Source organism: Streptomyces sp. NBC_01352 (genome assembly GCF_036237295.1).
In the GTDB taxonomy this organism is placed as follows: Bacteria; Actinomycetota; Actinomycetes; order Streptomycetales; family Streptomycetaceae; genus Streptomyces; species Streptomyces plumbiresistens.
The window spans coordinates 7077710-7094028 of sequence record NZ_CP108354.1; the positions used below are offsets into that span (position 1 = coordinate 7077710).

The window sequence follows — 16319 nt, forward strand, 5'->3', positions numbered from 1 at the left end:
CGGAACGTGGCCTCACAGGCCCGTCGTTCATCATTCGTACGGGCACACACGTCCGCACACACGTCCGCACACTGAGAGGGGGAGGCGGCCGCAGTGACCAACATCCCCGAGACCGGCCGGACCCCACGGGTCCAGATCCGGCTCGTCGTCATCCAGATCCTCGTCCTCTCCCTGCTCGGCACCCTCGGCGGGCGCCTGTGGTACCTCCAGATCCGCGAGGGCGACGAATACGCCAAGGAGGCGTCCGGCAACCACGTCCAGCAGGTCGTCGAGCCCGCCGTACGCGGCTCGATCCTGGACGCGCGCGGAGTGCCCCTCGCGGACAACGAGACCCGGCTGGTGGTCTCCGCCTCCCGCACCGACCTGCTGAAGATGAAGGACGACGGCAAGGCCGTCCTCACCAGGCTGGCCGCCGTGCTGGGCATGACGCCCCAGGAGGTCATGGAGAAGGTCCGGCTGTGCGACTCCAAGACGCCGCAGCCGTGCTGGAACGGCTCGCCGTACCAGCCGATCCCCATCACCGACGAGGCCACCGCCAAACAGGCCCTGCAGATCCGCGAGCGCGCCGAGGACTTCCCCGGCATCACCGCCGAGCCCGAGGCCGTGCGCCGCTACGCCGCCCCCGGCCAGGCCAACACCGCCCAGGTCCTCGGCTACCTCTCGCCCGTCACCGACGAGGAGATCACCAAGGCCCAGGACACCGACTCGCCGTACCTGCGCTCCGACCAGGTCGGCCGCTCGGGCCTGGAGCGCGAGTACGACAAGGAACTGCGCGGCAAGGCCGGTGTCACCCGCTACGAGGTCGACAACCTCGGCCGCGTCATCGGCGAGGCCGAGGCCGACCCCGCCCAGCCCGGCTCCTCCCTCGTCACCAGCATCGACGCCCGCGTGCAGCGCGTCGCGGAGTACGAACTGAACGACGCCATGAAGGAGGCCCGCAAGACGTACGACAAGAACACCGGCGAGAACTACAAGGCGGACTCCGGCGCCGTCGTGGTGATGGAGGCCAAGACCGGCCGCGTGGTCGCCATGGCGTCCAACCCGACGTACGACCCGAATGCCTGGGTCGGCGGCATCTCCGCCAAGGACTACGCCCAGCTCACCGGCAAGAAGTCCAACTACCCGCTGCTGAACCGCGCGATCCAGGGGCAGTCCGCTCCCGGCTCCGTCTTCAAGGTCGTCCCGACGGCCGCCGCGGTCAACGCGGGCTACTCCTTCGACGGCCCCTACCAGTGCTCCAGCTCGTACTCGATCGGTGGCCAGGTCTTCAAGAACTTCGAGTCCAAGGGATACGGCCCGATCAGCCTCGGCCGCGCCCTGGAGGTCTCCTGCGACACCGTCTTCTACCGCCTCTCGCACCAGGAGTGGCAGAAGGACGGCGGCAACAAGCCCAAGAAGAACCCCGGCGACTGGTTCTACAAGACCGCCCACCAGTTCGGCCTCGGCAAGGAGACCGGCATCGACCTCCCGAACGAGGTCACCGGCCGCATCCCCGACCGCCAGTGGAAGCAGAGCTACTGGAAGGCCAACAAGGACGCCTGGTGCAAGTACGGCAAGAAGGGCGGCACGTACGCCGAGCAGATCGCGTACGAGAACTGCCTGGAGGGCAACAGGCTGCGCGCCGGTGACTCCGTCAACTACTCGATCGGCCAGGGCGACACACTCGTCACCCCGATCCAGATGGCGACGATCTACGGGGCGATCGCCAACGGCGGCACCCTCTACGACCCGACCGTCGGCAAGGCGATCATCAGCCCCGACGGCAAGACCGTCCAGGAGATCGAGCCGAAGGCGCACGGCAAGCTGCCGATGACGCAGAAGACCCTCAGCGAGATAGACGGTGCCCTCGAAGGAGTCGCGACCCGCGGTACCGCCGCCTGGCGGTTCGGCGGCTGGCCGCAGGACAAGATCCCGATGCACGCCAAGACGGGTACGGCCGAGGTCTACGGCAAGCAGACCACCTCGTGGTTCACGACGTACACCAAGGACTACACGGTCGTCATGACCATCTCCCAGGGTGGTACGGGCTCCGGCGCCTCCGGCCCCGCCGTGCGCAAGATCTACAACGCGCTGTACGGCGTCTCGGAGGACGGCGCGATCAATCCCAAGAACGCGCTGCTGCCCACCCCGCAGAAGAGCCTGCCGAAGATCAAGGCGGACGGTTCGATCACCTCCCCGAAGATCTCCAAGGACCCGGCCAAGGACCAGCAGATCAGCCAGAAGGGCACGGAGGAGCCGGACGTACAGCAGCTGGCGGCCACGGTGGCGACAGCCACCACGGGCAACCGGAACGCGCGCCGGCGACGGCGGGCCAGGGGAAGCCGGAGGATGCTCGCATGACCGGAGTGAACAGCTTCCAGGTCTCCGGCTACGGGCCCGAACGCGCGGGCTGGACGCGCCTGCTCGCCCGCGACTCGCTGGCCCGCCGGCTGGACTGGCCGATACTGCTGGCGGCACTGGCCCTCTCGGGCATCGGTGCGATCCTCGTCTTCTCGGCGACCCGCAACCGCACCGAGATCAACCAGGGCGACCCGTACTACTTCCTGCTCCGGCACATCCTGAACACCGGCATCGGGTTCGCCCTGATGATCGGCACGGTCTGGCTCGGCCACCGCACCCTGCGCACGGCGGTCCCGATCCTCTACGGCGCTTCCGTCTTCCTGATCCTGATGGTGCTGACCCCGCTCGGCTCGACGGTCAACGGCGCGCACTCCTGGATCGTGCTGGGCGGCGGCTTCTCGCTCCAGCCCTCCGAGTTCGTGAAGATCACGATCATCCTGGGCATGGCGATGCTGCTGGCGGCCCGTGTGGACGCGGGCGACAAGGCGTACCCCGATCACCGGACCGTGCTCCAGGCCCTCGGCCTGGCCGCCGTACCGATGCTCGTCGTGATGCTGATGCCCGACCTCGGGTCGGTCATGGTCATGGTCATCATCGTGCTGGGCGTGCTGCTCGCCTCCGGCGCGTCGAACCGGTGGGTGTTCGGGCTGCTGGGCGCGGGAGCGGCCGGCGCGATCGCCGGCTGGCAGCTGCACATCCTGGACGACTACCAGATCGCCCGCTTCGCCGCCTTCGCCAACCCGAGCCTCGACCCGGCGGGCGTCGGCTACAACACCAACCAGGCACGCATCGCGATCGGTTCGGGCGGTCTGACCGGCTCGGGCCTCTTCCAAGGCTCGCAGACCACGGGCCAGTTCGTGCCGGAGCAGCAGACCGACTTCGTGTTCACGGTCGCGGGGGAGGAGCTGGGCTTCCTCGGCGGCGGCCTGATCATCGTCCTGCTGGGTGTGGTGCTGTGGCGCGCCTGCCGCATCGCCCGCGAGACGACCGAGCTGTACGGCACGATCGTCGCCGCCGGCATCGTGGCCTGGTTCGCCTTCCAGGCCTTCGAGAACATCGGCATGACCCTCGGCATCATGCCGGTCACGGGCCTGCCGCTGCCGTTCGTGTCGTACGGCGGTTCATCGATGTTCTCGGTGTGGGTGGCGGTGGGGCTGCTGCAGTCGATCCGGGTGCAACGGCCGATGTCGGCATAGACGGCAGGTGGCTCCTGTATGGACGACAGGTGCCCTCTGTCGTACCCGCCGCACTGCGACTAGATTCAGGTCATGGCGGAGACGAAACGCGAGATCGAGCGCAAGTACGAATCCGATGACAGCGGGCTGCCAGATCTGACCGGCGTCGCCGGGGTCGAGACCGTCCTCGACAAGGGCGTCGCGGAACTGGACGCCACCTACTACGACACCGCCGACGAGCGCCTCGCCGCCTCCTCGATCACTCTGCGCCGCCGCACCGGCGGCTCCGACGCGGGCTGGCACCTGAAGGTGCCCGTCGCCCCGGGCGTGCGTGACGAGATCCGGGCCCCGCTCTCCGACACCCTCCCCGACGAGCTCGCCGGGCTGGTCCGCTCCCGGGTCCGCGACACCGAACTGCTGCCAGTGGTCCGACTGCGCTCGGCCCGGGACGTCCGCGACCTCCTCGACACCGAGGGGCGGCTGCTCGCCGAGGTCAGCGTGGACGCCGTCCACGCCGAGCGGCTGACCGGGGGCGCCGGCGTCGCCCAGTGGACCGAGATCGAGGTGGAGCTCGCCGACGGCGGCGATCCGGACTTCCTCGACAAGGTGGAGAAGCGGCTGCGCAAGGCGGGCGTAAGGCCGTCCGGCTCCGCCTCGAAGCTGGCTCGGGCCCTCGCCGAGACGGCCCCCGGGAAGAAGCGCGGGGCCGGGTCTGCCAAGGACCCCGTGACCGCCGGTGACCATGTGCTGGCGTACGTCCGCGCCCAGCGGGACGCGATCGTGGAGCTCGACCCGGCCGTACGCCAGGACGTCGAGGACTCGGTGCACAGCATGCGGGTCGCCACCCGCCGGATGCGCAGCACCTTCAAGTCGTACGGCAAGGTCCTCGACCGGGCCGTCACCGACCCGATCGGCGAGGAACTGAAGTGGCTGGCCGGTGAGCTGGGTGTGGACAGGGACCGCGAGGTGCTCACCGAACGGCTGACGTCGGCTCTCGACGACGTGCCCGGCACGCTGGTCTCCGGGCCGGTCGCCGAGCGGGTGAGCATCTGGGCGGGCGACAAGCCCGGTGGGGCGAGCGGACGGCTGATCGGCGTCCTGGACTCCCGCCGCTACCTCGCCCTGCTCGACACCCTGGACGCGCTGATCTCCGACCCGCCGCTGCTGAAGGCCGCCGGGAAGAAGCCCGGCAAGGTGATCGCCAAGGCCGTGAAGAAGGACTTCGGCAAGGTCTCCGCGCTCGTCGAGGAGGCGGTGGAGCTGGAGCCCGGTACCGACCGGGACGTCGCCATCCACGAGGCCCGCAAGAAGACCAAGCGCACCCGCTACGCGGCGGAGGCGGCGGGCCCCGCGCTCGGCAAGCCCGCCAAGAGCATGGTCAAGTCCATGAAGTCCCTGCAGAACCTGCTCGGGGAGCACCAGGACAGCGTGATGGCCCGGCAGACCCTGCGTGAGCTGTCCGCCGTCGCGCACGCGGCCGGCGAGAGCGCCTTCACGTACGGGCTGCTCTACGGGCGCGAGGAGCAGCGGGCGGCGGCCGTGGAGGCCGGGCTGCCCGGGTTCTGGGCGGGGATCAAGGACGGGGCGGCGGACCTCTGAGTTTCCGGGCGTGCGGGGGTTGGCCGCGATCGCGTTAGGCTAGATGGTCACTCCTGTCCGTTCACCCCTGTCCTGTCCGTTCAGCCCTGTCAGTTCAGCCCAGCTCACGAAGGTTCGCGACATGCCTGCCGAAGTCGCTGCGTCGGTCTTCCCGCAGCTCGAAGCTCTGCTCCCGCATGTGCAGAAGCCGATCCAGTACGTCGGCGGGGAGCTCAACTCCACTGTCAAGCCGTGGGAGTCGACGGACGTCCGCTGGGCGCTGATGTACCCGGACGCCTACGAGGTCGGTCTGCCCAACCAGGGCGTCATGATCCTCTACGAGGTGCTGAACGAGCAGGAGGGCGTCCTCGCCGAGCGCACCTACAGCGTGTGGCCGGACCTCGAGGCGCTGATGCGGGAGCACGACGTCCCGCAGTTCACGGTGGACAGCCACCGCCCGGTCCGCGCCTTCGACGTGTTCGGGCTGAGCTTCTCCACGGAGCTGGGCTACACGAACATGCTGACGGCGCTGGACCTGGCCGGGATCCCCCTGGAATCCAGGGACCGCACGATCGACGACCCGATCGTGCTGGCCGGCGGGCACGCCGCCTTCAACCCCGAGCCGATCGCCGACTTCATCGACGCGGTGATCATCGGCGACGGCGAGCAGGCCGTGCTGGACATGACCCGGATCATCCGGGAGTGGAAGGCGCAGGGGCAGCCGGGCGGCCGCGAGGAGGTCCTCTTCCGCCTCGCGAAGACGGGCTCGGTGTACATCCCGGCCTTCTACGACGTCGAGTACCTCGCGGACGGCCGTATCGCCCGTGTCGTACCGAACAAGTCCGGTGTCCCGTGGCGCGTCTCCAAGCACACGGTGATGGACCTGGACGAGTGGCCGTACCCCAAGCAGCCCCTGGTCCCGCTCGCCGAGACGGTCCACGAGCGCATGTCGGTGGAGATCTTCCGCGGTTGCACGCGCGGCTGCCGTTTCTGCCAGGCGGGCATGATCACGCGCCCGGTGCGCGAGCGGTCGATCACCGGCATCGGCGACATGGTCGAGAAGGGCCTGAAGGCGACGGGCTTCGAGGAGGTCGGCCTGCTGTCCCTGTCCTCGGCGGACCACTCGGAGATCGGCGACATCGCGAAGGGCCTGGCGGACCGCTACGAGGAGGACAAGATCGGCCTGTCCCTCCCGTCGACCCGCGTGGACGCGTTCAACGTCGACCTGGCCAACGAGCTGACGCGCAACGGCCGCCGGTCCGGCCTGACCTTCGCCCCCGAGGGCGGCTCCGAGCGCATGCGCAAGGTCATCAACAAGATGGTCTCGGAAGAGGACCTGATCCGCACGGTCGCCACCGCCTACGGCAACGGCTGGCGCCAGGTGAAGCTGTACTTCATGTGCGGCCTGCCGACGGAGACCGACGAGGACGTCCTCCAGATCGCCGACATGGCGATGAGCGTGATCCAGAAGGGCCGCGAGGTCTCCGGCCAGAACGACATCCGCTGCACGGTGTCCATCGGCGGGTTCGTCCCCAAGCCCCACACCCCGTTCCAGTGGGCCCCGCAGCTGTCGGCGGAGGAGACGGACGCCCGTCTCGGAAAGCTCCGCGACAAGATCCGCGGCGACAAGAAGTACGGCCGCTCGATCGGCTTCCGCTACCACGACGGCAAGCCCGGCATCGTGGAAGGCCTCCTGTCGAGGGGCGACCGCCGCATCGGCGCGGTCATCCGCGCGGTCTACGAGGACGGCGGCCGCTTCGACGGCTGGCGCGAGCACTTCTCCTACGACCGCTGGATGCGGTGCGCGGAGAAGGCTCTCGTCCCCTTCGGCGTGGACGTCGACTGGTACACCACCCGCGAGCGCACCTACGAGGAGGTCCTCCCCTGGGACCACCTCGACTCCGGCCTCGACAAGGACTGGCTCTGGGAGGACTGGCAGGACTCCCTCGACGAGACCGAGGTCGAGGACTGCCGGTGGACGCCGTGCTTCGACTGCGGGGTGTGTCCGCAGATGGACACGCAGATTCAGATCGGGCCGACGGGCAAGAAGCTGCTGCCCCTGACGGTCAAGAACGGTGCGCCGGCGCCCACCGGGCACTCGCACTGACGGCGAGCGAAGTTCAGCCGCCGACCGAGCCCGAGCCCGGGCCGTAGAGCGCGGCGATGTCCTTGGACGTCGTCCACCGGCTGTAGGTGGGCGACTGGGGCCAGCCCTCGGGGGAGTCCTGCCATTCCTCCTGGCGGCCGTACGGCAGGAGGTCGATCAGCGGGAAGGTGTGGCTGAGCTGCTCGGTACCCCGGCCGTTCGTGTGCCAGGTGCGGTAGACGGTGTCGCCGTCGCGCAGGAACACGTTGACCGCGAATCCTCCGTCGGGCGGTGCGCCGACGTCGGTCCCGAACGAGCTGTTCGCGGTCGAGTACCACGTCATCCGGTTGCCGACCCGTTCCTTGTAGGCGAGTGCCTCGTCGATGGGGCCCTGGGTGACGATGACGAATCGCGCGTCGTAGTTGTCCAGGAACTCCAGGCGGGTGTAGTGCGAGGTGAACCCCGTGCAGCCCGGGCACTGCCATTCCTTGCCGGCGAACCACATGTGGTTGTAGACGATCAGTTGCCGCTTGCCTTCGAAGACGTCGGCCAGCCGAACGGGGCCGTCCTCGCCCTCGAGGGTGTAGTCGGCCATCTCGACCATCGGCAGGCGACGACGCTCGGCGGCGATGGCGTCGAGCTCCCGCGTCGCGGCCTTCTCCCGGGCACGGAGGGCTTCGAGCCGGCGCTCCCAGGTTGCGGTGTCGACGACGGGTGGTAGTGCGTGGGTGGTCATGGTCCCTCACAGACTCGTGCGCAGCTTTCGCTTGTGCAGGGACAGACCCCACCCGGCTCCGGAACTCATCGGTCGGCAGCCGGCGGTTGCCGCCGGTGTCGTGCACCGGCGGCGGCCGACGATCGGGTGTTGACGATCGGGTGTTACTGGTTGGCGGCGAAGCGCATCAGGGCGAGTTGGTCGCCCTGCTTGATCTTTCCCGTGGTGTTGATCACCTGGAGCTTCCAGGTGGTGCCGGAGCGCACGGCCTTGGCGACGGCGCAGCCGTTGTCCTGGGTGAGCATGCTGGGCCAGATGTCGGCGACCTGCTGGGTGCTGCCGCCGGTGGCGTCGTAGACCTTGAAGCTGATGTTGCGGGCCTTCTGGAAGGAGCTGCCCTTCTTGTAGGCGGCGGCGACGAAGACGATCGAGGTGATGTGGGGCGGGAGCTTCGCGAACTCGACCGTGACGGTCTCGTCGTCGCCGTCTCCGTGGCCGGTCTGGTTGTCGCCGCTGTGCAGCAGGGAGCCGTTGCCGATGGGGTCGAGGGAGTCGATGCCCGCCAGGCGGACCGGGTCCCCGTCGTGCATGGCGATGGCGATGAGGTCGAGGTCGGTGCCGGTCTTCCGGCGCAGTTTGCCGAGCACTCCGCCGCTGGCGCCGGCGGTGGGGTCCCAGGACACCCCGATGGACAGATGGGTCACCCCGTCGAGATCCGCGGGGCCGTCTTCCTTCGTGAGCGTAATCATGCGCTCATACTGCCTGGGCTTTCGCCGAGGTCCCAGAACAGGCCCGCCATGACGGCCAGAGACTCTCGGGCCACCGAGCCCAGCAGGTGTTCGTCGGGGGCGTGCTGGGCGCAGGACGGGTGGGAGTGGGGGACCCAGACGGTGGGGAGGCCCAGGATGTCGGCGAAGGCGTCGTTGGGGAGGGTGCCGCCGAGGTTGGGGAGGACGGCCGGGGTCTTGCCGGTGGTGCGGTGGAGGGAGGTCGTGGCCCAGCGCACCCAGGGGGAGTCGGGACTGAGGCGGGTGGCCGGGACCGCTTGGAGGAGTTCGACCTCGACGAGGGGGAGGGCATGGGCGTCGAGGTGGGTGCGGACCGTCTCCGCCAGCTTCCGCCAGTCCGTGCCTACGACGAAGCGGAGTTGGACGTCCGCGTGGGCCGTGCCCGGAATCGCGCCGACCGGCTTGGCGGGGTCCCCCGCGGACAGGGCGAGGACTTCGAGGGTGTTCCAGGCGAAGACACGCTCGGCCGGGGTGAGGCCCGGCTCGCCCCAGTCCGCGTCGACCGCGGGGTCGTCCTCGCCGCCGCCGACCGTGAGGTCCGCGAGGGCCGTCTTGACCGGCTCGGGGATCGCGGGCGGTCGTAGGCCTTCGACGAGGATGCGGCCCTGGGCGTCGACCATGGTGGCCAGGGCGGCGGCCAGCACGGTGGCCGGGTTGCGCAGGGCGCCGCCCCAGTTGCCCGAGTGGTGGGCGCCGGCGCGCAGCGGCACGCTCAGGCGGAGGTTGGCGGCGCCGCGGGAGCCGAGGAACAGGGTCGGGCGGTCGGCGGCGAGGCGGGGGCCGTCGGAGGCGATCAGGACGTCGGCGGCGAGGTCGTCCTTGAAACGGTGGCAGAACTCGTGCAGGCCGGGGGAGCCGGACTCCTCGCCTGTCTCTATCAGCAGCTTGAGGTTGAAGCCCAGGGTGCCGCCTCGCGCGGCCATGACCTGTTCCAGCGCGGCCAGGTTGACCGTGTGCTGGCCCTTGTTGTCGGCGGTGCCGCGGCCGTAGAGGCGGTCGCCCTCGACGACGAGGTGCCAGGGGGACAGGCCCGTACGCCAGTGGTCGTCCTGGCCGGGGACGACGTCGGCGTGGCCGTAGACCAGGACGGTCGGCAGGTCGTCGGACTCGTGGCGGTGGGCGAGGAGGAAGGGGCCGGCGGTCGGTACCGGGTTGTCGATGATGCGGGGGGTCGCGCCCAGGCGGCGTGCGGCCGGGGCGAGTTCGTCGGTGAGGTACGCGCGCAGCTTCGTGGTGTCGGCGGGCGGCCGGCTCTCCGTCGGGTACGCGACTCTGCGGCTGAGGTCGGCGAGGAAGGCCCCGGAGTCGAAGTAGGCGGTCGCCCGGTCGATGGCGGTGTCCCGTGTCGTCATGCTCCTCCGTTCTCCGGCTTGTCGTGGGCGGCCAGGCGGCCGTCCTCGCGGTCCAGCCAGTGCCGCCGCAGGGCGTCCAGTACGACGGAGACGTCGAAGGACGTCACCCCGGGCAGGTCGGCCAGGTCCCGGGTGAGGAACTCGGTGAGGCCGTCCTCGTCGCGGAAGACGCCGTGGTGGACGACGCAGGAGGTGCCCGCGGTGGTGGACACGTAGCGGGCCGAGGGGTGCCGGGCGAGCGCGAGGGCCACGTCCCGCATCGCGCTCGGCGACACCGTCAGGGGGATCACGACCTCCAGGGCGTAGCCGAGCAGCCCCGGTTCGATCTCCACCCGGGGGCGGACCAGGCCGCGCTGGAGCAGGGACTGGGTGGTGCGGTAGGCGGTGGACTGTCCGATGCCGAGCTCTCTGGACACCTGGGCGGCGGTCATCCGGCCGTCGGCGGCGAGCAGGCGCAGCGTGCGCAGTTCGTCGTCGGTGAGGGTGCCGTGGCGGCCCGGGCTGCTCACGGCCTCGTCCTGTGCGGCGTGTTCGGTGAGCCGTCGTAGCTGGTCCGGGTCCAGTCGGGGCAGGCGCCAGGAGTCGGACTTGGTGGCGGAGGAGAGGACCAGTTCGGAGCGGGCCGCGCGCACGCCGGGGGTGGCCGGGATGGTCCGGGTCAGCAGGTCGCGGGTGCGGTCGCGCCGGGACGGCTGGACGGTGCAGTAGACGTCCGCCTGTCCGGCGGTGACCGCGACGTGGCTCGCCTCGGGCAGGTCGGCGAGCCGGCGGGCGACCTCCGCGGCCCGCCCGGGCTCGGCCGTCACCCAGACGTGCCAGGGGTTGCCTTCGCCCGAGACCGACCAGGCCTGCTGGCCGATCACCCGCAGCAGCCGGTCGGACTCCAGCCGGGTCAGCCGGCGTCCCGCGGTGCTCGCCGAGACGCCCAGCACCTCCGCCAGCAGGCTCAGCGGGGCCCGCGGGGCGTACTGGAGCGCGGCGACCAGGTCGAGATCGTCGTCGTCCAGAGTGTCCATGTCGTACATCCATCCATAGAACGAATCCGTCAACCAGCGGCTTCACGAGAACGATACGAGCGCAACAAGCTTTTTACTTGCATGATCTCACCGGCCGGGTCGTCAATGGGGAGGTGACCGCCACTTCCTCCCCGCCGTCCCCCGCCCCTTCGAAGCAGCTGACCCGACTGCTCTCCGTGCTCATGCGCATCGAGCGCATGGGCAACAAACTGCCCCACCCCTTCTGGCTGTTCGGCGTGCTCAGCGTCGTCCTCGCGCTGGCCAGCTGGGCGCTGTCCGCGGCCGGGGCCTCCGCGCTGAACCCCGCCACCGACAAGACCGTGGCCGTGCAGAGCCTCGTCTCGGGCGCCGGCCTGCAGATGATGATCAACGACGCGGTCACCAACTACGCCACGTTCCCGCCGCTCGGCACGATCCTCGTGGTCATGCTGGGCGTGGCCGTCGCCGACCGCTCCGGGCTGCTCGCCGCGATGCTCAGAGCCGCGGTCGCCCGGGTCCCGGCCCGCTGGCTGACCTTCACGCTGTCGTTCACCGCGATGGTGGCGCACGTCGCGTCCGATGCCGCGTACGTCGTCCTGGTCCCGCTCGGCGCGATGGCGTTCCGGGCCGTCGGGCGCAGCCCGATGCTGGGCGCCGTGGTGGCGTTCGTGTCGGTGTCCGCCGGGTACGACGCGAGTCCGCTGGTCACCCCGACGGACGCGATTCTCGCCGGGCTCACCACCGCGGCCGCCCAGACCGTCGACCCGGGCTACGTGGTCACCCCGCTGTCCAACTACTTCTTCTCCATCGGGTCCTCGGTGGTCCTGGCCCTCGTCGTCACCGTCGTCACCGAGAAGGTCATCGCCCGTCGGGTGGCGGCGATGCCGGAGGAGGACGAGCCGGAGCCCGAGTCGGGACCGGCCGGCGAGGCGGACACGCTGACCCTGCGCGACGAGGAGCGGCGCGGACTGCGCCACGCGGGCCTCGTGCTCCTGGTCTACGCGGCGCTGATCGTGGCGGCGATGATCCCCTCCGGATCGCCGCTCAGGGGCGAGGGCGGCAGCATCGTGCAGTCGCCGGTGCTCACCGGCATCGCGGTCGTCCTGGCGGTGGCGTTCCTGATCGTCGGTGCCGTGTACGGGCGGGCCGTGGGCACCGTGCGCACCGGCCGGGACATCCCCGACCACATGGCCAAGGGGCTGCGCGAGATGGCGCCGATCCTGGTGCTGTTCTTCGCGATCTCCCAGTTCCTCGCCTACTTCAAGTGGACCGGCGTCGGCGAGGTCCTGGCGATCAACGGCGCCGACCTGCTCAAGACGGCCGGAATCACCGGGCCCCTGGCCTTCCTGGGCATCCTGCTCGTGTGCACGGTGATCAACCTGCTGGTCACCAGCGGATCCGCCCAATGGGCCCTGGTCGGCCCGGTGTTCGTGCCGATGTTCATGCTCCTCGACATCCCGCCGGAGGTGACCCAGGCGGTCTACCGGATCGCCGACTCGTGCACCAACGCGGCCACCCCCATGAGCGCCTACTTCGTGATGACCCTGGGCGTCGTCCAGCGCTACCGCCGCTCGGCCGGCATCGGCACGCTGCTGTCCCTGACCCTGCCGCTGTGCCTGACCATGCTGGCGACCTGGACGCTGCTGTTCTACGCCTGGTGGGCGCTGGGCATCCCGCTCGGGCCGGGGGTGCCCGTCCGCTGACCGCGGCCGCCGACGACGACGAACGACGACGTACGTACGTAGGAGGAGAACTGCCCTGTGTCCCCCCACCGCATCGAGTCCCTCGCCCGCGCCGCCCTGCCCGAGATGACCGACGACCTGCGGATGCTGGTCGAGCACGAAACACCCAGCGACGACAAGGAGTTGCTGAACGCCGGTCTCGCGGCCGTCGAGGCGTGGGCCTACGAACGGCTCGGGCCGCCCGACGAGGCGCGGCGCCACGACGGCGGCCCGCACGGCGACATGCTGGAACTGCTGTACCGCGGCACCTCGCCCGCGACGGTGCTGGTGCTGTGCCACTACGACACGGTGTGGCCGGCCGGCACCCTCGCCAAGTGGCCGTTCCACGTCGCCGAGGACGGCCGGGCGAGCGGGCCGGGCGTCTTCGACATGAAGTCCGGCCTGATGCAGGCGGTGTGGGCGTTGCGCCTGCTGCGCGAACTGGACCTGCCGCGGCCCGCGGTACGGCTGTTCCTCAACGGCGACGAGGAGATCGGCAGCCCCGCCTCCCGCCCGTACGTCGAGCGGCTGAGCGAGGACACGGTGGCCACGCTGGTGTGCGAGGCGGCGGCCGGGCCCGAGGGGGCGCTGAAGACGGCCCGCAAGGGCGGCGGCATCTTCGAGCTGACCGTGGACGGGGTGGAGTCGCACGCCGGCCTCGACCCGGAACGAGGCGCGAGCGCCGTGCACGCCCTCGCCGAACTCGTCCCCCGGATCGTCGCGCTGGGCTCGCCGGAGCTGGGCACCACGGTCAACGTCGGGGTGATCGGCGGCGGTACGGCACGCAACGTCGTGGCCGGGCAGGCCCACTGCGGCATCGACGTACGGATCGCCGTGCCCGCCGAGGAGGAGCGGATCGACACCGCGCTGGCCGCCCTGCGGCCCACCGACACCCGGGTCAGGGCCACCCTCACCGGCGGCTGGAACCGCCCGCCGATGGTGCCGGGCCCGGCCTCCGAGCTCCTGTTCAAGCAGGCGCAGACGATCGCCGCCGACCTGGGCTGGACGGCCCGGGAGACCTCCGTCGGCGGAGCGAGCGACGGCAACTTCGTCGCGGCCCTCGGCCGCCCCGTCCTCGACGGCCTCGGCGGCGTGGGAGACGGCGCCCACGCCCGCCACGAGCACGTCCTGCTCGCCCACATCCCCGCGCGTACGGCACTGATCGCGGGGCTGCTGATGGCCTGCGCGACGAGGTAGACGAGGTAGACGAGGTAACCGAGGTCGACGGTGGAGAGTCCGAGGACAAGAGGGGCGGAAAGTCGCAGGTAGTGCATCCGGACGGGCAGCTGATGCGTCTGTCTCGGTATGGATCTGGAGAAGCCGTCACCGCAGCCGCAGCCGCAGCCCCCCGAGGGGTGTCTTGCTGTCGCGATCCGCATTCCGGTGCGAATCGTCGTGCTCGTGCTGGTCGTGCCCGTGCGGGTGCTGTGGGACGCGCTGGTTGTCGTGGGGCGGTTCCTGAACGACGTGGTGCTGCGGCCGCTCGGCCGGGCGCTGCTCTGGATCGGGCGGGCTGTTTTCGTCTGGCCGTTCGTGGGTCTCTGGCGGTACCTGCTCGTGCCGCTCGCCAAGGGGCTCGGATGGCTCGGGCACGTGCTCGTGGTCGTGCCGCTCGTCTGGCTGTACCGGTACCTGCTGACGCCTCTCGGGCATGCCCTCGCCTGGGGCACGCGGGGGATCGGGGCCGCGCTGGCGTGGGTGTACGCGCGCGTGCTGACGCCGATCGGGCATGGCGTGATGTGGGTGCTCAGGGGAGTGGGAGCTGCGTTCGCCGCCCTCGGGGCCGGCACCTACGCGGTCGTCGCCTGGCTGGTGCGGTACCTCCTCGTCGTGCCCGCGGTGCGGGTGTACGAGTGGGTCCTCGCGCCTGTCGGGCGGGCGATCGCCTGGTGCGGCAAGGGACTCGTGTGGTGTCTGAGCATGCTCGTCACCGGGGTGGGCGTTGCCCTCTACTGGATCACGCGGGTGCTCCTCGTCCTGCCCGCGCTCGCCGTCTGGCGTTGGATCCTGACGCCTGTCGGGCGGGCGATCGCCTGGTGTGCAAGGGGAGCCGTGTGGTGCCTGAGCATGCTCGTCACCGGGGTGGGCGTTGCCCTCTACTGGATCACGCGGGTGCTCCTCGTCCTGCCCGCGCTCGCCGTCTGGCGCTGGATCCTCGCGCCCGTCGGGCGGGCGATCGCCGTTGTCGCGCGGGAGATCGGGGAGGCCCTCGGGCATGCCTGGCGGATCGCGGGACACATCTCGCTCGCCGTCGGGCGGTTCCTCGGCACCCTCTTCCGGTGGATCTTCGTGGAGCCCGTGCGGTGGGTGTACCGGACCGTCCTGACGCCGGTCGGGCATGTCGTCCGGGACGCCGTCCTGCGGCCCGCCGCCGAGGCCGCGCGCAGTGTGGGGCGCGCCACCCGGCAGGCCCTCGCCGCCGCCCGCGAGTCCGTGCGGCAGGCGCGCGCCGACTTCCGGCGGATGGTCTTCGGGGAGCCGCGACAGCCGCAGGTGGTGGAACGGCGGGAACCTGAGGCCCGCGAGACACGTACTCTTGGTAGTAGTACGACCGCTCTCACGAAGGACTGAACGACACTGGGCAAGCGACAGCCCGAAGGCCCGCCGCCCGCACCCGCGGTGCAGCGCATCCGACTGCGCTACACCAAGCGCGGCCGCCTCCGGTTCACCAGCCACCGTGACTTCCAGCGCGCCTTCGAGCGTGCGTTGCGCCGTGCCGAGGTGCCGATGGCGTACTCGGCGGGGTTCACACCGCACCCGAAGGTGTCGTACGCCAATGCCGCACCCACCGGCACGGGCAGTGAGGCGGAATACCTGGAGATCGCCCTCACCGAGACGCGTGACCCGGACAAGCTCAGACTGCTGCTCGACGAGTCACTGCCCGCCGGGCTCGACGTCATCGACGCGGTCGAGGCCCGGACCTCCGGCCTCGCCGACCGGCTCACCGCTTCCGTCTGGGAGCTGCGGCTGGACGGCGTGGACCCGGCGGACGCCGAACGCGCGATCGCGGCCTTCAACACCGCCGAGTCCGTCGAGGTCCGGCGCAAGACCAAGAACGGCGTACGGACCTTCGACGCCCGCCCGGCGGTCGCGCACCTTGAAACGCACGCTCCGCAGGCTGATAGGCCGACCGACCAGCCCTGTGCGATACTGCGGCTGGTTGTTCGGCACGTGACGCCTGCCGTTCGACCCGACGACGTCCTGTCCGGTCTCCACGCCGTGGCCGACCTGGCGCCGCCGGTCCCCGCTGCGGTGACCAGGCTGGCGCAGGGGCTGTTCGATGAGGAAACCGGCACGGTGACCGACCCGCTCGCACCCGACCGCGAGGCAGCGGCGGCCCTCTCGACGGCCGCTTTGGCTGCCGCCGCGACGGCACCGGTGCCGGAAGGTTCCGCGTAGGGACGTACGTCGTAAGCGCCGCCCTGGTACTCGGGAGCCACCTGGGTCGGGCAGCGCACCTACCAGAAGACTTTCGCCAGGCCGTACGCATTCGGCGTACGGAACCGGTGAGACAGGACACAGAGAGCTCCCGTGCGGCGCCCGCGCCCCGGACGGCGGCACCGCGCAAC

General features: G+C 70.5%; 12 protein-coding genes. 8 read left to right on the forward strand and 4 right to left on the reverse strand.

The window, feature by feature from the left end; translation table 11 throughout:
- Window positions 1-93 precede the first annotated feature (93 nt).
- The 4 genes from mrdA to OG252_RS32885 all read left to right on the forward strand — a co-directional run bounded on the left by mrdA (window position 94) and on the right by OG252_RS32885 (window position 7200).
- The gene (gene mrdA / locus OG252_RS32870) at window positions 94-2340 is read left to right on the forward strand and encodes a penicillin-binding protein 2 (protein WP_329340628.1); all 2247 of its coding nucleotides are present in this window, start codon (window positions 94-96) and stop codon (window positions 2338-2340) included.
- Window positions 2337-3536: a rod shape-determining protein RodA gene (gene rodA / locus OG252_RS32875; RefSeq protein ID WP_266439555.1), complete on the forward strand. Its 1200-nt coding sequence runs from the start codon at window positions 2337-2339 to the stop codon at window positions 3534-3536. The genes mrdA and rodA overlap by 4 nt, the downstream gene beginning before the upstream one ends.
- A 72-nt stretch (window positions 3537-3608) precedes the next feature.
- On the forward strand, window positions 3609-5114 hold the full coding sequence (locus tag OG252_RS32880; protein WP_329340631.1) for a CYTH and CHAD domain-containing protein: 1506 nt from the start codon (window positions 3609-3611) through the stop codon (window positions 5112-5114).
- Between the two features lie 121 nt (window positions 5115-5235).
- The gene (locus OG252_RS32885) at window positions 5236-7200 is read left to right on the forward strand and encodes a TIGR03960 family B12-binding radical SAM protein (RefSeq protein WP_266439557.1); all 1965 of its coding nucleotides are present in this window, start codon (window positions 5236-5238) and stop codon (window positions 7198-7200) included.
- 13 nt (window positions 7201-7213) lie between these two features.
- Here the strand turns inward: OG252_RS32885 and OG252_RS32890 are convergent, their stop codons facing one another.
- The 4 genes from OG252_RS32890 to OG252_RS32905 form a co-directional block, all read right to left on the reverse strand.
- Window positions 7214-7915, reverse strand: coding sequence for a DUF899 domain-containing protein (locus OG252_RS32890; RefSeq protein ID WP_266439558.1), 702 nt, complete (start codon window positions 7913-7915; stop codon window positions 7214-7216).
- 143 nt (window positions 7916-8058) lie between these two features.
- Window positions 8059-8643, reverse strand: a complete 585-nt coding sequence (locus OG252_RS32895; RefSeq protein ID WP_266439559.1) for a TerD family protein — start codon at window positions 8641-8643, stop codon at window positions 8059-8061.
- The gene (locus OG252_RS32900) at window positions 8640-10034 is read right to left on the reverse strand and encodes a M20 family metallopeptidase (RefSeq protein WP_266439560.1); all 1395 of its coding nucleotides are present in this window, start codon (window positions 10032-10034) and stop codon (window positions 8640-8642) included. Before OG252_RS32900 ends, OG252_RS32895 begins: the two co-directional genes overlap by 4 nt.
- On the reverse strand, window positions 10031-11050 hold the full coding sequence (locus OG252_RS32905; RefSeq protein ID WP_266439561.1) for an Lrp/AsnC family transcriptional regulator: 1020 nt from the start codon (window positions 11048-11050) through the stop codon (window positions 10031-10033). The genes OG252_RS32900 and OG252_RS32905 overlap by 4 nt, the downstream gene beginning before the upstream one ends.
- A gap of 113 nt (window positions 11051-11163) precedes the next feature.
- Between OG252_RS32905 and OG252_RS32910 the strand changes: the two genes are divergently transcribed.
- From OG252_RS32910 to OG252_RS32925, 4 genes are all read left to right on the forward strand, one after another.
- Window positions 11164-12732, forward strand: a complete 1569-nt coding sequence (locus OG252_RS32910; RefSeq protein WP_266439562.1) for an AbgT family transporter — start codon at window positions 11164-11166, stop codon at window positions 12730-12732.
- Window positions 12733-12789: 57 nt separating this feature from the next.
- Window positions 12790-13947, forward strand: a complete 1158-nt coding sequence (locus tag OG252_RS32915; RefSeq protein WP_329340636.1) for a M20 family metallopeptidase — start codon at window positions 12790-12792, stop codon at window positions 13945-13947.
- 108 nt (window positions 13948-14055) lie between these two features.
- Window positions 14056-15321, forward strand: coding sequence for a hypothetical protein (locus OG252_RS32920; protein WP_329340638.1), 1266 nt, complete (start codon window positions 14056-14058; stop codon window positions 15319-15321).
- Between the two features lie 48 nt (window positions 15322-15369).
- Window positions 15370-16149: a TIGR03936 family radical SAM-associated protein gene (locus OG252_RS32925; RefSeq protein ID WP_266439568.1), complete on the forward strand. Its 780-nt coding sequence runs from the start codon at window positions 15370-15372 to the stop codon at window positions 16147-16149.
- Window positions 16150-16319 lie beyond the last annotated feature (170 nt).

Excerpts from the sequence above, each read along its gene's own strand:
- OG252_RS32885 (WP_266439557.1), top strand. The coding sequence starts at position 5,236 with ATGCCTGCCGAAGTCGCTGCGTCGGTCTTCCCGCAGCTCGAAGCTCTG.
- OG252_RS32880 (WP_329340631.1), top strand. The coding sequence starts at position 3,609 with ATGGCGGAGACGAAACGCGAGATCGAGCGCAAGTACGAATCCGATGAC.
- OG252_RS32920 (WP_329340638.1), top strand. The coding sequence starts at position 14,056 with ATGGATCTGGAGAAGCCGTCACCGCAGCCGCAGCCGCAGCCCCCCGAG.
- OG252_RS32905 (WP_266439561.1), bottom strand. The coding sequence starts at position 11,050 with ATGGACACTCTGGACGACGACGATCTCGACCTGGTCGCCGCGCTCCAG.
- OG252_RS32890 (WP_266439558.1), bottom strand. The coding sequence starts at position 7,915 with ATGACCACCCACGCACTACCACCCGTCGTCGACACCGCAACCTGGGAG.
- OG252_RS32900 (WP_266439560.1), bottom strand. The coding sequence starts at position 10,034 with ATGACGACACGGGACACCGCCATCGACCGGGCGACCGCCTACTTCGAC.
- rodA (WP_266439555.1), top strand. The coding sequence starts at position 2,337 with ATGACCGGAGTGAACAGCTTCCAGGTCTCCGGCTACGGGCCCGAACGC.
- OG252_RS32895 (WP_266439559.1), bottom strand. The coding sequence starts at position 8,643 with ATGATTACGCTCACGAAGGAAGACGGCCCCGCGGATCTCGACGGGGTG.